The organism is Streptomyces sp. NPDC029044, from assembly GCF_040637495.1.
GTDB lineage: Bacteria > Actinomycetota > Actinomycetes > Streptomycetales > Streptomycetaceae > Streptomyces.
Window position 1 is genome coordinate 81,486 of sequence record NZ_JBEZWN010000026.1, and the last position, 15,552, is coordinate 97,037.

Below are 15,552 nucleotides of genomic sequence, written 5' to 3' on the forward strand. Positions count from 1 at the left end.
TGTCCGCGACGCGACCGGCATCCCCGGTGCGTGTGGCTCGTAACCCTACGGCCTGGCGGGTACCCGCCGCCCGCGCGTCCACGGCGGCGAGGCGGTCTGGGTGGTTGCGTCCGGTTACGTCATGCTCTGTATTCATGATCCGCAAGTGGAGTGCGTCGCTCGTCCGGGCCGGCAGAGCGGCCAGGGGGTCGTCGGCGCCGGTGACGTACTCACTGATCGCCCTGTGCTGCCTGGCCTTCCTGGCCGGGCCCGCCTCGGGCCTGAATCCCGCCTACGGCACGGGCGACGAACTGCTCGCCGTGCAGCGGGCCTACTTCCGGCGCTGGGGCGTGATTCCCGCAGAACTGTTCGAAGGGTCCGCGGGGTCGGCCCTCACCCCCGCCACCGCGCTCTTCGTCCACGGCAGCTGGGTGCACCTGCTCGGCAACATGCTCTTCCTCTACGTCTTCGGGGCGATGACCGAGGAGCGGATGGGGCGAGTGCAGTTCACCCTGTTCTACGTCGGCTGCGGCTACCTGGCCCTGCTGGGCTACGCCGTCGCCAACGCGGACTCCGAGCAGTCCCTGGTCGGAGCCTCGGGGGCGATCTCCGCGGTCCTCGGTGCGTTCCTGTACCTGTTCCCCCGGGCCCGGGTGACCAGTCTCCTGCCGTTCCTCTTCTTCCTGCCGGTGCGTTTCCCGGCGTGGGTGGTGCTGCCGTTCTGGGCGGCACTGCAATGGCTGGCGGCGGGGCGGGCCTCGGACGGGCCGGGGGTGGCCTACCTCGCCCACCTGATCGGCTTCGGTCTCGGCTTCGGCTATGCGTCGGTCCGCTACGGCCGTCCCACCAGCCCTACTAGAGTGAAGGCCGCCCCTGCTCCGGCCCCCGAGGGAGAGAACCAGCCGTGATCACCGCGATCGTCCTCATCAAGACCAGCGTGGACCGGATCCCCGAGATCGCCGAGTCGATCGCGGCGCTGGACAGCGTCAGCGAGGTCTTCTCGGTCACCGGCACCTACGACCTGATCGCGATGGTCCGGGTCAAGGAGCACGAGGACCTGGCGGAGGTCATCCCGGGCCGGATCAGCAAGATCCCCGGGGTGGAGGGGACCGACACGCACGTGGCGTTCCGCACGTACTCCCAGCACGACCTGGAGGCGGCCTTCTCGATCGGGCTGGACAACTAGCGACGGCGTCCTGCCCGCCGGGCCCCGGATGAGGAGTTCTTCATCCGGGCTTCATCCCGCTCCCCGGGTTCCGTCCGCAGGATCGGGCCCATGGTTTTCTCCCGCCGGATGGCCGCCCTGTCCGCCGTCGTGCTGATCCCGCTGGGCATCGCCGCGACCAGTTACGCGCTCGCGGACAGCCCCGAGTCGCCCAGGGTGCCCTCCCAGCAGGTCGAGCTGGACCACGGCTCGCCCACGCCCACCTCCACCCTCCGGCCCTCCCAGAAGGCCACACCCCCCGGCGCCACACCGGGTGACGAGGTCGTCTCGCGGCCTCCGGTGACCGACAGCTCAGCGGGTGACGATGACGACGACGACCACGGCCGGGGCACCGGAGACGACGGACCGGGCGACGACGACGGCCCAGGCTCCGACGGCTGACACCGGCCGCCGGCGGGTCTCCGCCCGGGTCCGGATCCTGCTGTGGCTGCTGCTCGTGATGGCGCTCGCGCTCGCCTCGGTGGCCATGACCACCCGCTCGTTCCTGCTGCGGGACGTCGACCACCGCATCAACCGCCTGCTCACCCAGGAGACCGGAGAGTTCGCCAACTTCGAGGAGCGCGGCGGCGATCCGCGCACGGGCCGCCCGTTCACCGACGCGGACCGGCTGCTGACGGTGTTCCTGGAACGGCAGTACCCCGACGCGGACGAGGAGCTGATCGGCCTGGTCGGCCGGGCGGGTGCCGACCCCCGGCAGATACGCCAGCCGCACGACCTGCCCATCGCCCTGCCCCTGCACGAGGACCCCGCCGCCCGGGCCCGTATCTTCGGCTCGCCCGACTCCTCCGGGGTGCTGGTCCGGCCGCAGGGTGAGATCCGGTGGGCGAAGGTCACCGTGGCCCAGCCGGGCCGGGCGCCGGACGCCGCGTTCGTCGTGGCGTTCCACCCGGAGCGGGAGCAGGCCCGGGTGAACAGCGTGTTCCGCACGCTGCTCGTCATCTCCGGGGTGGCCCTGCTGCTGACCGTCGGCATCGCCTGGGCGGTCGCCGGGCGGATCCTCAGACCGGTGCGGGTGGTGCGCGCCGCGGCGGCGCAGCTGACCGAGCAGGATCTCACCCGCCGGATCCCGGTGCACGGCCACGACGACATAGCGGCGCTCGCCGAGACGTTCAACGGCATGCTCGACCGGCTGGAGCGGGCCTTCGCCGCCCAGCGCGAGTTCGTCGACGACGCCGGACACGAGCTGCGCACCCCCATCACCATCGTGCGCGGACACCTCGAGGTCATGGGCGACGACCCGGCCGAACGCGAGGAGACCGTCCGGCTGGTCACCGACGAACTGGACCGGATGAGCCGCATCGTGGAGGACCTGCTGCTGCTCGCCAAGGCCGAACGCCCCGACTTCGTCTCCCCCGAGCCGTTCCAGGTCGCCGAACTCACCGCCGACGTCTACGTCAAGGCCCGCACCCTGGGCGACCGCGACTGGCGGCTCGACGGGGTCGCCGACCTGGAGGCCGTACTGGATCCGCAGCGGATCACCCAGGCCATGGTGCAGCTCGCACAGAACGCCGTGCAGCACACCACGCCCGGCCAGACCATCCGCATCGGCTCCCGCACCGACGGCCCGGACCTCGAGCTGTACGTGGCCGACTCCGGGCCCGGTGTGCAGCCGCAGGACGCCGAGGTGATCTTCGAGCGCTTCCGGCGCGGCACGGCCCGCCGGGGCGCCCGGGGCTCCGGTGCCGGCCTCGGGCTGTCCATCGTCAAGGCGATCGCCGAGGGCCACCGGGGCCGGGTCCGGCTGCACGGCACACCCGGGGGCGGCGCCACCTTCGCCCTCGTCCTGAACACACCCCGGCATCCGGAAGGGGACCCCACGTGAACCGCATCCTCATCGTCGAGGACGAGGAGCGCATCGCCTCCTTCGTGGAGAAGGGCCTGCGCTCCAACGGCTTCACCACGACCGTCGCGACCGACGGCGACGCGGGCTACGAGTACGCCCTGACCGGCGGTTTCGACCTCGTCGTCCTGGACATCGGGCTGCCCGGCCGGGACGGCTTCACGATCCTGCGGGAGCTGCGCGAGGCGCGGGTGTCGGTGCCGGTGATCGTGCTGACCGCGCGCGACTCCGTACGGGACACGGTGGCCGGCCTGGAGGGCGGCGCCGACGACTGGATGACCAAGCCGTTCCGGTTCGAGGAGCTGCTCGCCCGGGTGCGGCTGCGGCTGCGCACGGCGGCGCGGGCGCCGGAGGTGACGGTGCTCAGGTCGGGCTCCCTGAGCCTCGACCTGCGCACGCGGCGTGCCCGGTCCGGGGAGCGGACGGTCGATCTGACGGCTCGTGAGTTCGTGCTGCTGGAACTGTTCCTGCGGCATCCGGGGCAGGTGCTGTCGCGGGAGCAGATCCTGTCCCACGTGTGGGGCTACGACTTCGATCCGGGGTCCAACATCGTGGACGTGTACGTGCGGACGCTGCGGAAGAAGCTGGGGGCGGAGCGGGTGGAGACGGTGCGGGGGATGGGGTATCGGCTGCCGTGAGTGCCACTTGAGCGCCGTTGCCGGGGTGCGGGTTGTCTGTGGCTTGGCGCGCAGTTCCCCGCGCCCCTGAGGGCGTGTGAAAACTCCTTCATGTGGGGCTCATGGGCGGCTCACCGCTGTCGTCGATCGTCTATGGCGTGACCCTGAATCCGCGCTCCACCACCGCTCTGTGCGTGGCGCTGTCGCTGTGCGCACTCCTGGCCGTCCCCACGAACTTCCCGGGACTCGGTGCCGACGCGCGGCTCACGCTCGTCGTGTTCGTCCTCGCGACCTGCGCCTGGATCGGGACGCCGATCGACGACACCTACATCGCGCTCGGCGCGGGGCTCGCGCTCACGGTGACCGGGGTGATCAGCAGCGACACCCTGTTCGGCACGCTCGGTGATGCCACGGTGTGGCTGCTGATCTGCGCGTTCGTGCTGGCGGCCGCGGTGAGCCGGACCGGGCTCGCGGGACGGGCGGCGGTGTTCCTGGTGAGCGGGGCGCGGACCGTCCGGCAGCTGGTGCACCTGACGACGGCCGCCCTGGTCGTCACGGCGTTCGCGGTGCCCGCCACCTCCGGCCGGGCCGCGCTCGCGCTGCCGGTGTTCCTCGCCCTGGCCAAGGTCCTGGCCGACCGGAAGCGACTGGTCGTGATGCTGGCGCTGCTGTTCCCGACGGTGATCCTGCTGTCGGCGGTGGCGACGCTGATCGGCGCGGGAGCCCATCTGATCACCGTGTCGGTGCTCTGGGAGACGACCGGACAGCACATCGGCTTCACGCAGTGGCTGCTGCTGGGCCTGCCGCTGGCCGTGGCCTCCTCCCACCTGGCCGCGGAGCTGGTCCTGCTGACGACGACCCGGCGCGCGGACCGCACCGGCCCGGTTCACATCACCCCCGAGCAGATCCAGCGGCACAGCGAGCAGCCGGTCACCGGCCCCTGGAGCCAGGCCGAGAAGCGCTGCGTCCTGCTGCTGGCCACCGTGATCGCCCTGTGGTGCAGTGAGCCGCTGCACCGCGTGCCGCCGGCGCTGGTAGCACTGATCGGCGCGGTCATCGCGGCCTCGCCCGCCCTCGGCACCGTGCGCCTGAAGGACGCGCTGAAGACCGTCCCCTGGTCGTTGCTGCTGTTCATGGCCGCGACGATGGCGATGGGGGTCGCGCTCGCCGACTCGGGAGCGGCGAAGTGGCTGGTCTCCGGGCTGCCGGCCGGCGCGTCCCCGACGGTGTTCCTGGCGATCGTGATCACCGTCAGCACGGCGGCCCACCTGGTCCTTCAGTCCCGCTCGGCCCGCTCGTCGGTGCTGGTGCCGCTGGTCGTGGCGGCCGCCGCCGGCATCGGGGTCAACCCGGTCGCCGCCGCCCTCGCCTCGACGGCCGCCGCGGGCTTCTGCCACACCCTGCCCGCCTCGGCCAAGCCGGTCACGCTCTTCGCGCAGCTCCCCGGCACCCCGACCTACACCCCGCGCGACCTGCTGCGGCTGTCCGCCGTCCTGGCGCCGCTGACCGCCGTGCTCGTCCTGTTCTTCGCCGTCGCGGTGTGGCCGCTGCTCGGCGTGTCCGTCACCCGTTGAGGAGCCTTCCGTGCTGAACCGTGTCGTCGTAGCCCCCAGCGGCTTCAAGGAGTCCCTGTCCGCCGAGGCCGCCGCCGACGCCATCGCGGCCGGCGTACGCCGGGTGCTGCCCGGCGCCGACATCGACCTCGTGCCCCTGGTGGACGGCGGCGAGGGCACGGCTCTCGCCCTGGCCGCCGCGACCGGGGGCCGGATCGTCACCACCGCGGCGACCGGCCCGGTCGGGGAGACCATCGCCGCGCACTTCGCCCTCCTGGGCGGCGGGGACACCGCGGTGGTGGAGATGGCGGCGGTCGCGGGCCTCTCCCTCGTCCCGCGCGGCCTGCGCGACCCGGGCGCCACGACCACGTACGGCGTCGGCGAGCTGATCCGCGCCGCCCTGGACACCGGCGTCCGGCGGATCCTCGTCGGCTGCGGCGACTCGGGCACCTCGGACGGGGGCGCGGGCGCCCTCCAGGCGCTCGGGGCGCGGCTGCTGGACGAGGAGGGCCGGGAACTCCCGCACGGCGGCCGGGAGCTGACGCGCCTGCACCGCATCGACCCCACCGGCCTGGATGCCCGGCTCACGGAGGTGGAGCTGCTCGTCGCCTGCAACCCGTACAACGTACTGTGCGGCGAGCGGGGCGTGGCCCGGGTCTTCGGGCCGCAGAAGGGCGCGACGCCCGCGCAGGTGGAGGAGCTGTCGGCGGCCCTGGAAAACTGGGCGTTCGTCCTCACCCGCGACGCCGCCGTGCCGGACGGCGATCTGCGCCGCGGGCCCGGAACGGGAGCCTCCGGCGGCCTGGGGGCGGGTCTGGCCGCCCTGGGCGCCCGGCTGCTCCCCCGCTTCGACGTGCTGCTGGACCACCTCGACCTGGACGCCCGGCTGGCCCGCGCCGACCTGGTCGTCACCGCCGAGGGCGCCCTGGACCACCAGACGCCGCGCGGCAAGGTCCCCGCCGAGGTGGCGCGCCGCGCCAAGCTCTACGGCCGGCCCGTCCTGGCCCTGGCCGGCACGCTCGGCGAGGGTGCCGGCGACGTGCCGGGCGTGGACGCCTGCCACGGCATCCTGCCCGCCCCGATGGAGCTGGCCGAGGCCCTGCTGCGCGCGAGTGAACTCCTCACGGACGCCACCGAGCGCGCCCTGCGGATGATCGTCCTGGGCACCCGGCTGCCGGTTCAGGCGGAGGTGTCCGGCACGCAGCGCCCGTCCTCGGTGCGGTAGTTCCACTTCGCTCCGTCCGTGACGAGCTCCCTGACGGCCCGTACGAACCGCTCCACGTGCTCGTCCGGGGTGCCCGCGCCGAAGCTGACCCGGATGGCGTTGAGCGACTTCTCCCCGGGCGCGCCCTCCGGCGAGCCGCACTCACCCTGGGACTGCGGATCGCTGCCGAGCAGCGTGCGCACCAGCGGGTGGGCGCAGAACAGCCCGTCCCGTACGCCGATGCCGTACTCGGCGGACAGGGCGGCGGCGAAGTGCGAGCTGTTCCAGCCCTCGACGACGAAGGAGAGCACGCCGACGCGCGGCGCGTCGTCCCCGAAGAGGGACAGGAACCGCACCTGCGGGACGTCGGCGAGCCCCTCCCGCACGGCGCGGACCAGGTGCTGCTCACGGGCGACGAGGGTGTCGAAGCCGGCCTCGGTCAGCGCCTTGCAGGCCGAGGCCACGGCGTAGGCGCCGATGACGTTGGGCGACCCGGCCTCGTGGCGGGCGGCGCTGTCGTGCCATTCCACGTCCACTCCCCCGTCCTCGCGCCGGCTGACCTTGCGGCTGGCACCGCCGCCCGCGAGGTACGGCTCGGCCGCGCGCAGCCAGTCGGCCCGCCCGGCCAGGACGCCCGTACCGAAGGGCGCGTACAGCTTGTGCCCGGAGAAGGCGACCCAGTCGACGTCGAGGTCCGCGACGGACACCGGGTGGTGCGGGGCCAGCTGGGCGGCGTCCAGCACGATGCGCGCGCCATGGGCGTGCGCCGCCGCCGCGAGTTCCCGTACGGGCCACAGCTCACCGGTCACGTTCGAGGCGCCGGTGACGCACACGAGAGCCGGGCCGTAGGGGTCGCGGTCGGCGAGGGCCCGCTCCAGGGTCTCGACGGCCTCACGGGGGCTGCGCGGGGCGTCGAGGAAGGTGACGCGGGCGTTGCGCCAGGGCAGCAGGGAGGCGTGGTGCTCGGTCTCGAAGACGAAGACCTGGCAGTCGGCGGGGAGGGCGGCGGAGAGGAGGTTGAGGGAGTCGGTGGTGGACCGCGTGAACACGACCTGGTCGTCCTCGCGGCAGTCGAGGAACTCGGCGACGGTCCGGCGGGCGTTCTCGAACAGGTCGGTGGAGAGCTGGGAGAGGTACCCGGCACCGCGGTGGACGCTGCCGTAGTACGGCGCGTAGGCGGCGACGTCGTCCCAGACCCGCTGGAGCGCCGGGGCGCTGGCGGCGTAGTCGAGCGCGGCGTAGGCGACCTCGCCCCCGGTCACGAGCGGCACGGTGACATCCCGCCCCAGAACGGGCAGCGGGGCACAAACGGACGGGACGGCGGCAAGGGTGGAGACGGACATGGCGGAACTCCCGTGAAGGCAGGTGGAATCCGCCCGCGAGCGCGTGCGGCTCAAGCGGGGGAAAGGAAAAGGGGGATGCGGAGGCGGGGCTCTGCGGCCCTATCGCATTCGCTGGTTCACGGAAGACTCCTCGTCACGCGCTTGCCGTAGACCTCGCTGCCTACGGCCCGGTCTTCACCCGGGGCACCCCGCCACGGACGGAGGGTTGCCGGACAGTCGGCCGGGGCCTCATGACTGTCACTCATGACCTGATCAGGAACGTACGCGAAGAGATCGGCGTCCCGCAACCCGAGTCCGGATCGCGGGACGCCGTCCGTGGTGTCCTACCTGTTGCTGGCGGCCACCCAGCGCTCCAGCGTCCGCTTGGCCGCCCCCGAGTCGATCGACTCGGCCGCCTTCGCCATCCCGGCGCTGATCTGCTCGGCCAGCGGTGCGGCGGTGGGCTCCAGGGCCACCAGCGCCGCCGCCGAGTTCAGCAGGACCGCCTCGCGGACCGGGCCGGTCTCGCCGTCCAGCAGGCGGCGGGCGACCTCGGCGTTGTAGGAGGCGTCGGCGCCGCGCAGCGCCTCCACCGGGACCAGTTCGAGGCCCACGTCACGCGGGTCGAAGGCCTCCTCGGTCACCGCGCCGTCCCGGACGATCCACACGCGGGAGGTGGCCGTCGTGGTCAGTTCGTCCAGACCGTCGTCGCCCCGGAAGACCAGGGACGAGTTGCCGCGCTCGGCGAAGACTCCCGCGACGATCGGCGCCATGCGCGGGTCCGCCACGCCGACCGCCTGGGCACGGACCCGGGCCGGATTGGTGAGCGGGCCGAGGGCGTTGAACACCGTACGGATGCCCAACTGGCCGCGAGCCGCGCCCGCGTGCCGCAGCGCCGGGTGGAACTTCACCGCGAAGCAGAAGGTGATCCCGGCTTCCTCGGCGACCTCCGCGACCCGGTGCAGCGGCAGCTCCAGGTTGACGCCGAGCTTCTCCAGCACGTCGGAGGCCCCGGACGCCGAGGACGCGGCCCGGTTGCCGTGCTTGACGACCTTCGCGCCGGTGCCGGCGACGACGATCGAGGACATCGTGGAGATGTTCACCGTCTTCGCGCCGTCACCGCCGGTGCCGACGATGTCGACCGTCGCCCCGGGCACCTCGATCACGTTGGCGTGCTCGTACATCGTGCGGACCAGGCCGTTGATCTCCTCGACGGTCTCGCCCTTGGCGCGCAGGGCCACGACGAACCCGGCGATCTGCGCCTCGGTCGCCTCGCCGCGCATGATCCGGTCCATCGCCCAGGCGGTGTCGTCCGCGCCCAGGTGCCTGCCGTCCAGCAGGCCGTTCAGCAGCAGGGGCCAGGAGCGGCCCGCCGCGGTGTCGCCTCCAGCGGGGGTCACAGCGCTCATCAGCCGCTCCAGGGTCGTCGTACGTCACGTAAAAGCAGTGGTCCCACCCTATCCAGCCCCGAGCACCACGAAGGGCCTCGTCCGGTGTTCGGACGAGGCCCTTCTGTGGCGTGGCGAAGCAGTCGATCAGTGGTGGCCGTGGCCGCTCGTGATCTCCCGGTGTTCCTCGGCGGTGGGCTTCGGGATCTGGGCGCCCTCGCCGAAGTAGGCGTCGCTGAGCTTGGCGCGCAGCTTCTCGGAGCCCTTCACCTTGCGCTCGACACCGTTCTCGTCGACCGTCGGGCCGATCTCGGCCGGCTGGTACTGCTCGTGCGCCGTGAGCGTGTACATCTGCTCCTGGCTGAGCGGCTCGTGCACCTCGATGAACTCACCGTGCGGCAGGCGCTTGATGATGCCGGTCTCGCGGCCGTGCAGCACCTTCTCCTTGTCCCGGCGCTGAAGCCCGAGACAGATGCGCTTGGTGACGATGAAGGCGAGGACCGGTCCGACGAAGAACCCGATCCGGACGAACCAGGTCACCGCGTTGATCGACAGGTGGAAGTGGGTGGCGACGATGTCGTTGCCACCGCCGATCAGCATGATGATGTAGCCGGTGACCCACGCGACACCGACACCGGTGCGGGTCGGGGCGTTGCGCGGCCGGTCCAGGATGTGGTGCTCGCGCTTGTCCCCGGTGACCCACGACTCGATGAACGGGTAGAGGGCGATGATCGCGAGGAACACACCGAAGAGCACCAGCGGGATGAACACGCCCAGGACCAGGGTGTGGCCCCAGAGGTTGATCTCCCAGCCCGGCATCGCGCGGATCAGGCCTTCGGCGAAGCCCATGTACCAGTCGGGCTGGGCACCGGTCGACACCTGGTCGGGCCGGTACGGGCCGAGGACCCAGATCGGGTTGATCGTCGCGATCGCGGCGAGGGCCGAGATGACACCGAAGACCAGGAAGAAGAAGCCTCCGGCCTTGGCCATGTAGACCGGCAGCAGCGGCATGCCGACGACGTTCTTGTTGGTCCGGCCGGGACCCGCGAACTGGGTGTGCTTGTGGTAGAAGACCAGGATCAGGTGGCCGACCACGAGCCCGAGCATGATGCCCGGCAGCAGCAGGATGTGGATCGAGTAGAAACGGGCGACGAAGTCGGTGCCCGGGAACTCCCCGCCGAACAGGAACATCGAGATGTACGTGCCCACGATCGGCACGGACAGGATCGCGCCCTGCGTGAAGCGGACACCGGTGCCGGAGAGCAGGTCGTCCGGGAGCGAGTAGCCGGTGAAGCCGGTGAACATGCCCAGGACGAACAGCAGGAAGCCGAACAGCCAGTTGATCTCGCGCGGCTTGCGGAACGCGCCGGTGAAGAAGACGCGCATCATGTGCACGAACATGCCGGCGAGGAAGATGATCGCCGCCCAGTGGTGGATCTGCCGGATGAGCAGACCGCCGCGGACGTCGAAGCTGATGTCCAGCGTGGAGGCGAACGCCTCCGACATCAGCTGCCCCTGGAGCGGGACGTAACTGCCGTGGTACTCCACCTCGTTCATCGACGGGTGGAAGAACAACGTCAGGTACACACCCGTGAGGATGATGATGATGAAGCTGTAGAGGCAGATCTCGCCCAGCATGAAGGACCAGTGGTCCGGGAAGATCTTGCGCATGTTGGCCTTGGCCAGGGAGTAGATCCCGAGGCGGCCGTCGGCCCAGTCGGCGACCCGCTCACCCGCGGGCGCCTTGCGTCGTTCTTGTGCAGTGCTCATCCGCGCTCCCAGAAAGCAGGGCCGACGGGCTCGTCGAAGTCGCCGCGCGCCTCGAGATAGCCCTCGTCGTTCACGCCGATGCGGAGCTGCGGCAGGGCGTGACCGGCGGGACCGAAGATCACTCGGGCACCGTCGGAGAGGTCGAAGGTGGACTGGTGGCACGGGCAGAGCACGTGGTGCGTCTGCTGCTCGTACAGGGAGATCGGGCAGCCGACGTGGGTGCAGATCTTCGAGTACGCGACGATGCCCTCGTGCGACCACTCGAGCTCGCGCTTGTCCTTGATGTCCTCCGGCTGGATCCGGACGATCATCAGGGCGGCCTTGGCGATCTCGTTCTGGAAGCCGTGGTCGTGCTCCTCCAGGCCCTCGGGCTTGGCGAAGGTCAGCGAACCGACCGCGACATCCGACGGACGCAGCGGCTCGTTGGTGTTCATGTTGACCAGCAGCTTGCCCTTGGACCACAGCGTGTGGCGGAGCTTCGTGCCGGGCAGCGGACCGAGGTCGCGCAGCAGCACGACGCCGGAGAGCGGCACCAGCGTGAGCGCGCCGAGCATCGTGTTGCGGATCAGCTTGCGGCGGCCGAGCGCGGACTCCTTGGCGCCCTGCTGGAAGTCCGCGAAGACCTTCTCGCGGACCTCGGGCGTCGCCTCGATCGGGTGCCGCTCGTCGGCGACCTCCACGTCCGACATCAGGGTGCGGGCCCAGTGGACGGCGCCGGCGCCGATGCAGAACAGCGCGATGCCGAGCGTCATGCCCAGCGCGAAGTTCAGGGCGCTGATGTGGCCGAGCGGCCAGATGTAGACCGCCTTGTCGACCGGGATCGCCACGAACGAGGCGATGAAGGCGACCGTGGCCAGCATCGACACCGTGAACATCAGGGCGACGGAGCGCTCGGACCGCTTGGCGGCCCGCTCGTCGACGTCCTGGATCCGGTGCTCGTGGGGCGGCAGGCCCGGGTCGGCGAACGGGTGCTTGTCGTCCGCGACGCTCACGGCGCCGTGCCCGTGCTCGTCATGTCCTGCGGACTGCGCGGCAGGCAGGTTCTCTTCTGGAATGTCTTGGCTACTCATGACTTCTTGGCCTTTGCGGTCCGGGCGGCGACCCACACGGCGACGGCGATCAGACCGCCGAGACCGAAGATCCAGCCGAACAGGCCCTCGCTGACCGGCCCGAGGCCACCCAGTTCGAGGCCGCCGGGGCTCTCGGTCCTATCGCTGTTGACCGCGTCGAGGTACGCGATGATGTCCTTCTTGTTCTTCTCCGACAGCGTGGTGTCGGGGAAGGACGGCATGTTCTGCGGGCCGGTCTGCATGGCCTCGTAGATGTGCTTCGGGGAGGCGCCCTCGAGGGTCGGCGCGTACTTGCCGTGCGTCAGCGCGCCGCCCTTGCCGGTGAAGTTGTGGCACTGCGCGCAGTTGGTGCGGAACAGCTCACCGCCCTTGGCGATGTCGGCACCCTCGGGGCCGTACTGCTCCTCCGTCGGGATCGACGGGCCGGCGCCCAGCGAGGCGATGTACGCCGCGAGCTGGTCGATCTCGGCCTGCGAGTAGATGTTCTTCTTCTCCGGGACCTGGGGGCCCTGGGAGGTGGCGGCCGGCATACGGCCGGTGGCCACCTGGAAGTCGACGGCCGCGGCGCCCACACCCACCAGGCTCGGCCCGTCGGAGGTGCCCTGACCGCCGGTGCCGTGGCAACTGGCGCAGCCGACGGCGTAGAGCTTCTTGCCCTCCTCGATGGTGAGGGACTGGGCGGTTTCGTCGGCCTGCGCCTTGTCCGCGGGTGCGAACACGGCGTACAGCCCCCCGGTGCATGCCAGCGCGAGGAGTAGGACGACGAGCGCCGCCAACGGGTGGCGTCGTCGTGCGGAGAGCTTTTTCACGGATTACCCCGGTGTCAGGATCTTCTGCGTCGATGCTTCTGGGATGCGCGCTTCGTCGAGCACGCGCGGATGCGGGCCCTGCTACTTGATCATGTAGATCGTGGCGAAGAGACCGATCCAGACGACATCGACGAAGTGCCAGTAGTAGGACACGACGATCGCGGCCGTCGCCTGCTCGTGGGTGAACCTCCGGGCCGCGTAGGTCCGGCCCAGGACCAGCAGGAAGGCGATGAGTCCGCCCGTCACGTGCAGTCCGTGGAAGCCGGTGGTCAGGTAGAACACCGAGCCGTACGGGTCGGAGGACAGGGACAGGCCCGCCTCCTTGACCAGCTCCGTGTACTCGAGGACCTGACCGCCGATGAAGATCGCACCCATTACGAAGGTGACGATGAACCACATCCGGAGCTTCTTCACGTCACCGCGCTCGGCGGCGAAGACGCCGAGCTGGCAGGTGAGCGAGGAGAGCACCAGGATGGTGGTGTTCGCCGCCGAGAACGGGAAGTTGAGATGGCCGGCCATCTCCTTCCAGTGATCGGGACCCGTCACCGATCGCAGGGTGAAGTACATCGCGAAGAGGGCCGCGAAGAACATCAGCTCGGAACTCAGCCAGATGATGGTTCCGACGCTGGTGAGGTTCGGCCGGTTGACCGACGGGTGCGCGTGCCCGGTTTCTACTGTCGTTGCTGTCGCCACGACCGACATTATGTCGGTCGCTTATCCCGCCCTCACTCCGGGGGGTGCCGTTCGGAGTGTCTTCCCCGGTCGTACCGGTGTTGACGTGGTGTTCAAGGGAGTAGCATCCGGCCCAACGGGCCTGTCCTTACGACGCTGACGTCACGGAGGAACAATGCAGCCGACCGCCACGGTGCTGGTCTACAGCGACGACTCCAACACCCGCGAGCAGGTGCGGCTCGCCACGGGACGGAGGCCGGCTCCGGACGTCCCCGTGGTGGAGTTCCTGGAGTGCGCGACTCCGGCCGCGGTGCTCAAGGAGCTGGACCGGGGTGGGATCGACGTCTGTGTGCTGGACGGCGAGGCCGTGCCGATGGGGGGCATGGGGGTCTGCCGGCAGATCAAGGACGAGGTGTTCGACTGCCCGCCGGTGCTGCTGCTGATCGGGCGGCCCCAGGACGCGTGGCTGGCGACCTGGAGCCGGGCGGAGGCGGCGGTGACCCTGCCGGTGGAGCCGGTGGAGTTCGCCTCCGCGCTGGCTTCTCTGTTGCGGGAGAAGGCGGCTTTGAACGCCTAGGGGCTCGGTTCGCCTTGTTGTTCGGCGGCTGCGGGCGCGTGGGGGTTGTTCGCGCAGTTCCCCGCGCCCCTGACGGGCGATGCCCCTGAGGGCGGTCAGACGCTCTGGGGCCTCAGGCGGGCCCTGTCGGCCTCTGTGGGGCCGTCGGGGGTGCCTCCCACCAGGGCGCTGCCGGTGCGCCACTTCGCCCAGTCGAGGTTCCAGTCGCCGAAGCCGTTGCCGAAGGGGGCCATCATGTCGCCGCCGGAGTTGACGACCTTGACGATGTCGCCCTCGCGGACGGTGTCGTAGAACCAGGCGGCGTTCTCCGTGCTCATGCCGGTGCAGCCGTGGCTGACGTTGGCGTAGCCCTGGGAGCCGACGGACCAGGGGGCGGCGTGGACGTACTCGCCGCTGTTGGTGACCCGGACCGAGTGGTGCACGATCAGGTCGTAGAAGTCCGAGGCGCCGATGCTGGCGCTGGTCATGCGGACGGTGCCCTCCTTGGCCAGGACGACCTTGACGCCGTTGCGGGTGTCGTAGCCGGGCATGCCCGTGGTGACCGGTATCTGCCGGACGACCTCGTCGTTCTTGTAGACGGTCATCTGATGGGCGGCGGCGTCCGTGACGGCCACGAGCTTGTCCGCGGTGGTGAAGGTCAGCGGCTTGGCCTTGCCGCCCCACATCCGGTCGCCGATCTTGATGCCCTGAAGGTTGCTGCGCACCTGGACGGTGGCCTGGGCGGGCCAGTAGTCCTTCGGGCGGTAGTGGAGCTTCTTGTCGTCCACCCAGTGCCAGGCGCCGTCCGTGGAGGGCGTCGAGGAGACCTTGAGGGCGCGTTCCACGACGGCCCGCTGGGCCTTGTCCTCGACCGGCTGGCTCAGCTCCGCCGTGACGGGCTGGCCGACGCCGTAGGTGCCCGTCTTGGGGCCGAAGGTGACGTCCAGGCTCTTCTTGGTGGTGGGCTTGCCGGTGTCGAAGGTGACGACCTTGCGGCCGGGCGCCCCGTCCTCGTCCTCGGTGCTCACACGGACCGTGTAGCTGGCGTTCGCGGCGAGCGGGGAGGTGCTGTGCCAGCGGCTGCCGTCGGCGGCGAGTTCGCCCGCCACGTAGCGTCCTGAGGCGTCGTGGGCGGTGACGTCCGTGATGCGCCCGTCGGAGTCCTCGACGACCTCCAGTGGCTTGTCCGGGTCGGCCTTCTTGCGGCCTTCCGAGGGGGCGTTGAACGAGACCTGGTCCGCCGCGTCGTAGGGGCGGGCGGCCAGCGGGTTGCCGTCCGAGCCGCAGGCGGTGGCGCCCGCGCAGAGGGCAATCACCAGCAGCGTGCAGCCGACGACGGTGCGGGGGCGGGATATCGCTGTGTGGCTCATGAGCTCACGCTAGGAAGCAGCGTCAACAGCGGCACGCCGAGCGACCCGGACGAGTGACACGCATTACGGCAGAAGCAGGGGCCCGGACACTCCTTGCGGAGTGCTCGACCCGCGCCAGGCCAAGGGCCTGGAGTTCGACTCCGTCCTCGTGGTCGAGCCCGGCCGCTACGGCACCAG

General features: G+C 70.8%; 15 protein-coding genes and 1 riboswitch. Of the genes, 8 read left to right on the top strand and 7 right to left on the bottom strand.

Translation table 11 applies throughout. The features are described from left to right. Positions 1–134 precede the first annotated feature (134 nt). The 7 genes from AB0E85_RS21655 to AB0E85_RS21685 all read left to right on the top strand — a co-directional run bounded on the left by AB0E85_RS21655 (position 135) and on the right by AB0E85_RS21685 (position 6,439). Positions 135–887 carry a rhomboid family intramembrane serine protease gene (locus AB0E85_RS21655; protein WP_033312730.1) on the top strand — a complete coding sequence of 251 codons (753 nt, stop codon included), beginning with the start codon at positions 135–137 and terminating at the stop codon, positions 885–887. Then, positions 884–1,165 (top strand): Lrp/AsnC ligand binding domain-containing protein, encoded by a 282-nt coding sequence (locus AB0E85_RS21660; protein WP_030848030.1) that lies wholly within the window; start codon positions 884–886, stop codon positions 1,163–1,165. The genes AB0E85_RS21655 and AB0E85_RS21660 overlap by 4 nt, the downstream gene beginning before the upstream one ends. 90 nt (positions 1,166–1,255) lie before the next feature. After that, entirely contained in the window at positions 1,256–1,585 is a 330-nt protein-coding gene (locus AB0E85_RS21665) for a small secreted hydrophilic protein (RefSeq protein WP_361929524.1), read from the top strand. 58 nt (positions 1,586–1,643) lie between these two features. Next, positions 1,644–3,026, top strand: a complete 1,383-nt coding sequence (locus AB0E85_RS21670; RefSeq protein WP_361929557.1) for an ATP-binding protein — start codon at positions 1,644–1,646, stop codon at positions 3,024–3,026. Continuing rightward, positions 3,023–3,682 carry a response regulator transcription factor gene (locus tag AB0E85_RS21675; RefSeq protein ID WP_361929527.1) on the top strand — a complete coding sequence of 220 codons (660 nt, stop codon included), beginning with the start codon at positions 3,023–3,025 and terminating at the stop codon, positions 3,680–3,682. Before AB0E85_RS21670 ends, AB0E85_RS21675 begins: the two co-directional genes overlap by 4 nt. A gap of 137 nt (positions 3,683–3,819) precedes the next feature. Further along, entirely contained in the window at positions 3,820–5,235 is a 1,416-nt protein-coding gene (locus AB0E85_RS21680) for an SLC13 family permease (protein ID WP_361929530.1), read from the top strand. 10 nt (positions 5,236–5,245) lie between these two features. Continuing rightward, complete coding sequence (locus AB0E85_RS21685) at positions 5,246–6,439, top strand: glycerate kinase (RefSeq protein ID WP_361929532.1); 1,194 nt, start codon at positions 5,246–5,248, stop codon at positions 6,437–6,439. Here the strand turns inward: AB0E85_RS21685 and AB0E85_RS21690 are convergent. From AB0E85_RS21690 to AB0E85_RS21715, 6 genes are all read right to left on the bottom strand, one after another. Further along, on the bottom strand, positions 6,394–7,761 hold the full coding sequence (locus tag AB0E85_RS21690) for an aminotransferase class V-fold PLP-dependent enzyme (protein ID WP_361929535.1): 1,368 nt from the start codon (positions 7,759–7,761) through the stop codon (positions 6,394–6,396). The genes AB0E85_RS21685 and AB0E85_RS21690 overlap by 46 nt on opposite strands. Positions 7,762–7,893: 132 nt before the next feature. Further along, positions 7,894–8,010: riboswitch (SAM riboswitch) on the bottom strand. 74 nt (positions 8,011–8,084) lie between these two features. Continuing rightward, positions 8,085–9,149, bottom strand: a complete 1,065-nt coding sequence (gene trpD, locus AB0E85_RS21695) for an anthranilate phosphoribosyltransferase (RefSeq protein WP_361929537.1) — start codon at positions 9,147–9,149, stop codon at positions 8,085–8,087. 126 nt (positions 9,150–9,275) lie between these two features. Continuing rightward, positions 9,276–10,898, bottom strand: a complete 1,623-nt coding sequence (locus AB0E85_RS21700; RefSeq protein WP_361929540.1) for a cytochrome bc complex cytochrome b subunit — start codon at positions 10,896–10,898, stop codon at positions 9,276–9,278. Further along, positions 10,895–11,968 carry a Rieske 2Fe-2S domain-containing protein gene (locus AB0E85_RS21705; RefSeq protein ID WP_361929543.1) on the bottom strand — a complete coding sequence of 358 codons (1,074 nt, stop codon included), beginning with the start codon at positions 11,966–11,968 and terminating at the stop codon, positions 10,895–10,897. The genes AB0E85_RS21700 and AB0E85_RS21705 overlap by 4 nt, the downstream gene beginning before the upstream one ends. Beyond that, complete coding sequence (locus AB0E85_RS21710) at positions 11,965–12,777, bottom strand: c-type cytochrome (RefSeq protein WP_361929546.1); 813 nt, start codon at positions 12,775–12,777, stop codon at positions 11,965–11,967. Before AB0E85_RS21710 ends, AB0E85_RS21705 begins: the two co-directional genes overlap by 4 nt. An 81-nt stretch (positions 12,778–12,858) precedes the next feature. Beyond that, positions 12,859–13,479, bottom strand: coding sequence for a heme-copper oxidase subunit III (locus tag AB0E85_RS21715; RefSeq protein ID WP_102912848.1), 621 nt, complete (start codon positions 13,477–13,479; stop codon positions 12,859–12,861). A 145-nt stretch (positions 13,480–13,624) separates the two neighbouring features. Between AB0E85_RS21715 and AB0E85_RS21720 the strand changes: the two genes are divergently transcribed. After that, positions 13,625–14,026: a hypothetical protein gene (locus tag AB0E85_RS21720; protein WP_184564426.1), complete on the top strand. Its 402-nt coding sequence runs from the start codon at positions 13,625–13,627 to the stop codon at positions 14,024–14,026. A gap of 95 nt (positions 14,027–14,121) precedes the next feature. Here the strand turns inward: AB0E85_RS21720 and AB0E85_RS21725 are convergent, their stop codons facing one another. Continuing rightward, a complete protein-coding gene (locus AB0E85_RS21725) occupies positions 14,122–15,375 on the bottom strand; it encodes an Ig-like domain-containing protein (protein WP_361929548.1) in 1,254 nt (417 codons plus the stop codon). Positions 15,376–15,552 lie beyond the last annotated feature (177 nt).

Bases quoted from the DNA above. Each gene is read 5' to 3' on its own strand.
- trpD (WP_361929537.1), bottom strand. From the start codon at position 9,149: ATGAGCGCTGTGACCCCCGCTGGAGGCGACACCGCGGCGGGCCGCTCC.
- AB0E85_RS21670 (WP_361929557.1), top strand. From the start codon at position 1,644: ATGGCGCTCGCGCTCGCCTCGGTGGCCATGACCACCCGCTCGTTCCTG.
- AB0E85_RS21715 (WP_102912848.1), bottom strand. From the start codon at position 13,479: ATGTCGGTCGTGGCGACAGCAACGACAGTAGAAACCGGGCACGCGCAC.
- AB0E85_RS21720 (WP_184564426.1), top strand. From the start codon at position 13,625: ATGCAGCCGACCGCCACGGTGCTGGTCTACAGCGACGACTCCAACACC.
- AB0E85_RS21690 (WP_361929535.1), bottom strand. From the start codon at position 7,761: ATGTCCGTCTCCACCCTTGCCGCCGTCCCGTCCGTTTGTGCCCCGCTG.
- AB0E85_RS21665 (WP_361929524.1), top strand. From the start codon at position 1,256: ATGGTTTTCTCCCGCCGGATGGCCGCCCTGTCCGCCGTCGTGCTGATC.
- AB0E85_RS21705 (WP_361929543.1), bottom strand. From the start codon at position 11,968: ATGAGTAGCCAAGACATTCCAGAAGAGAACCTGCCTGCCGCGCAGTCC.
- AB0E85_RS21725 (WP_361929548.1), bottom strand. From the start codon at position 15,375: ATGAGCCACACAGCGATATCCCGCCCCCGCACCGTCGTCGGCTGCACG.
- AB0E85_RS21655 (WP_033312730.1), top strand. From the start codon at position 135: ATGATCCGCAAGTGGAGTGCGTCGCTCGTCCGGGCCGGCAGAGCGGCC.
- AB0E85_RS21700 (WP_361929540.1), bottom strand. From the start codon at position 10,898: ATGAGCACTGCACAAGAACGACGCAAGGCGCCCGCGGGTGAGCGGGTC.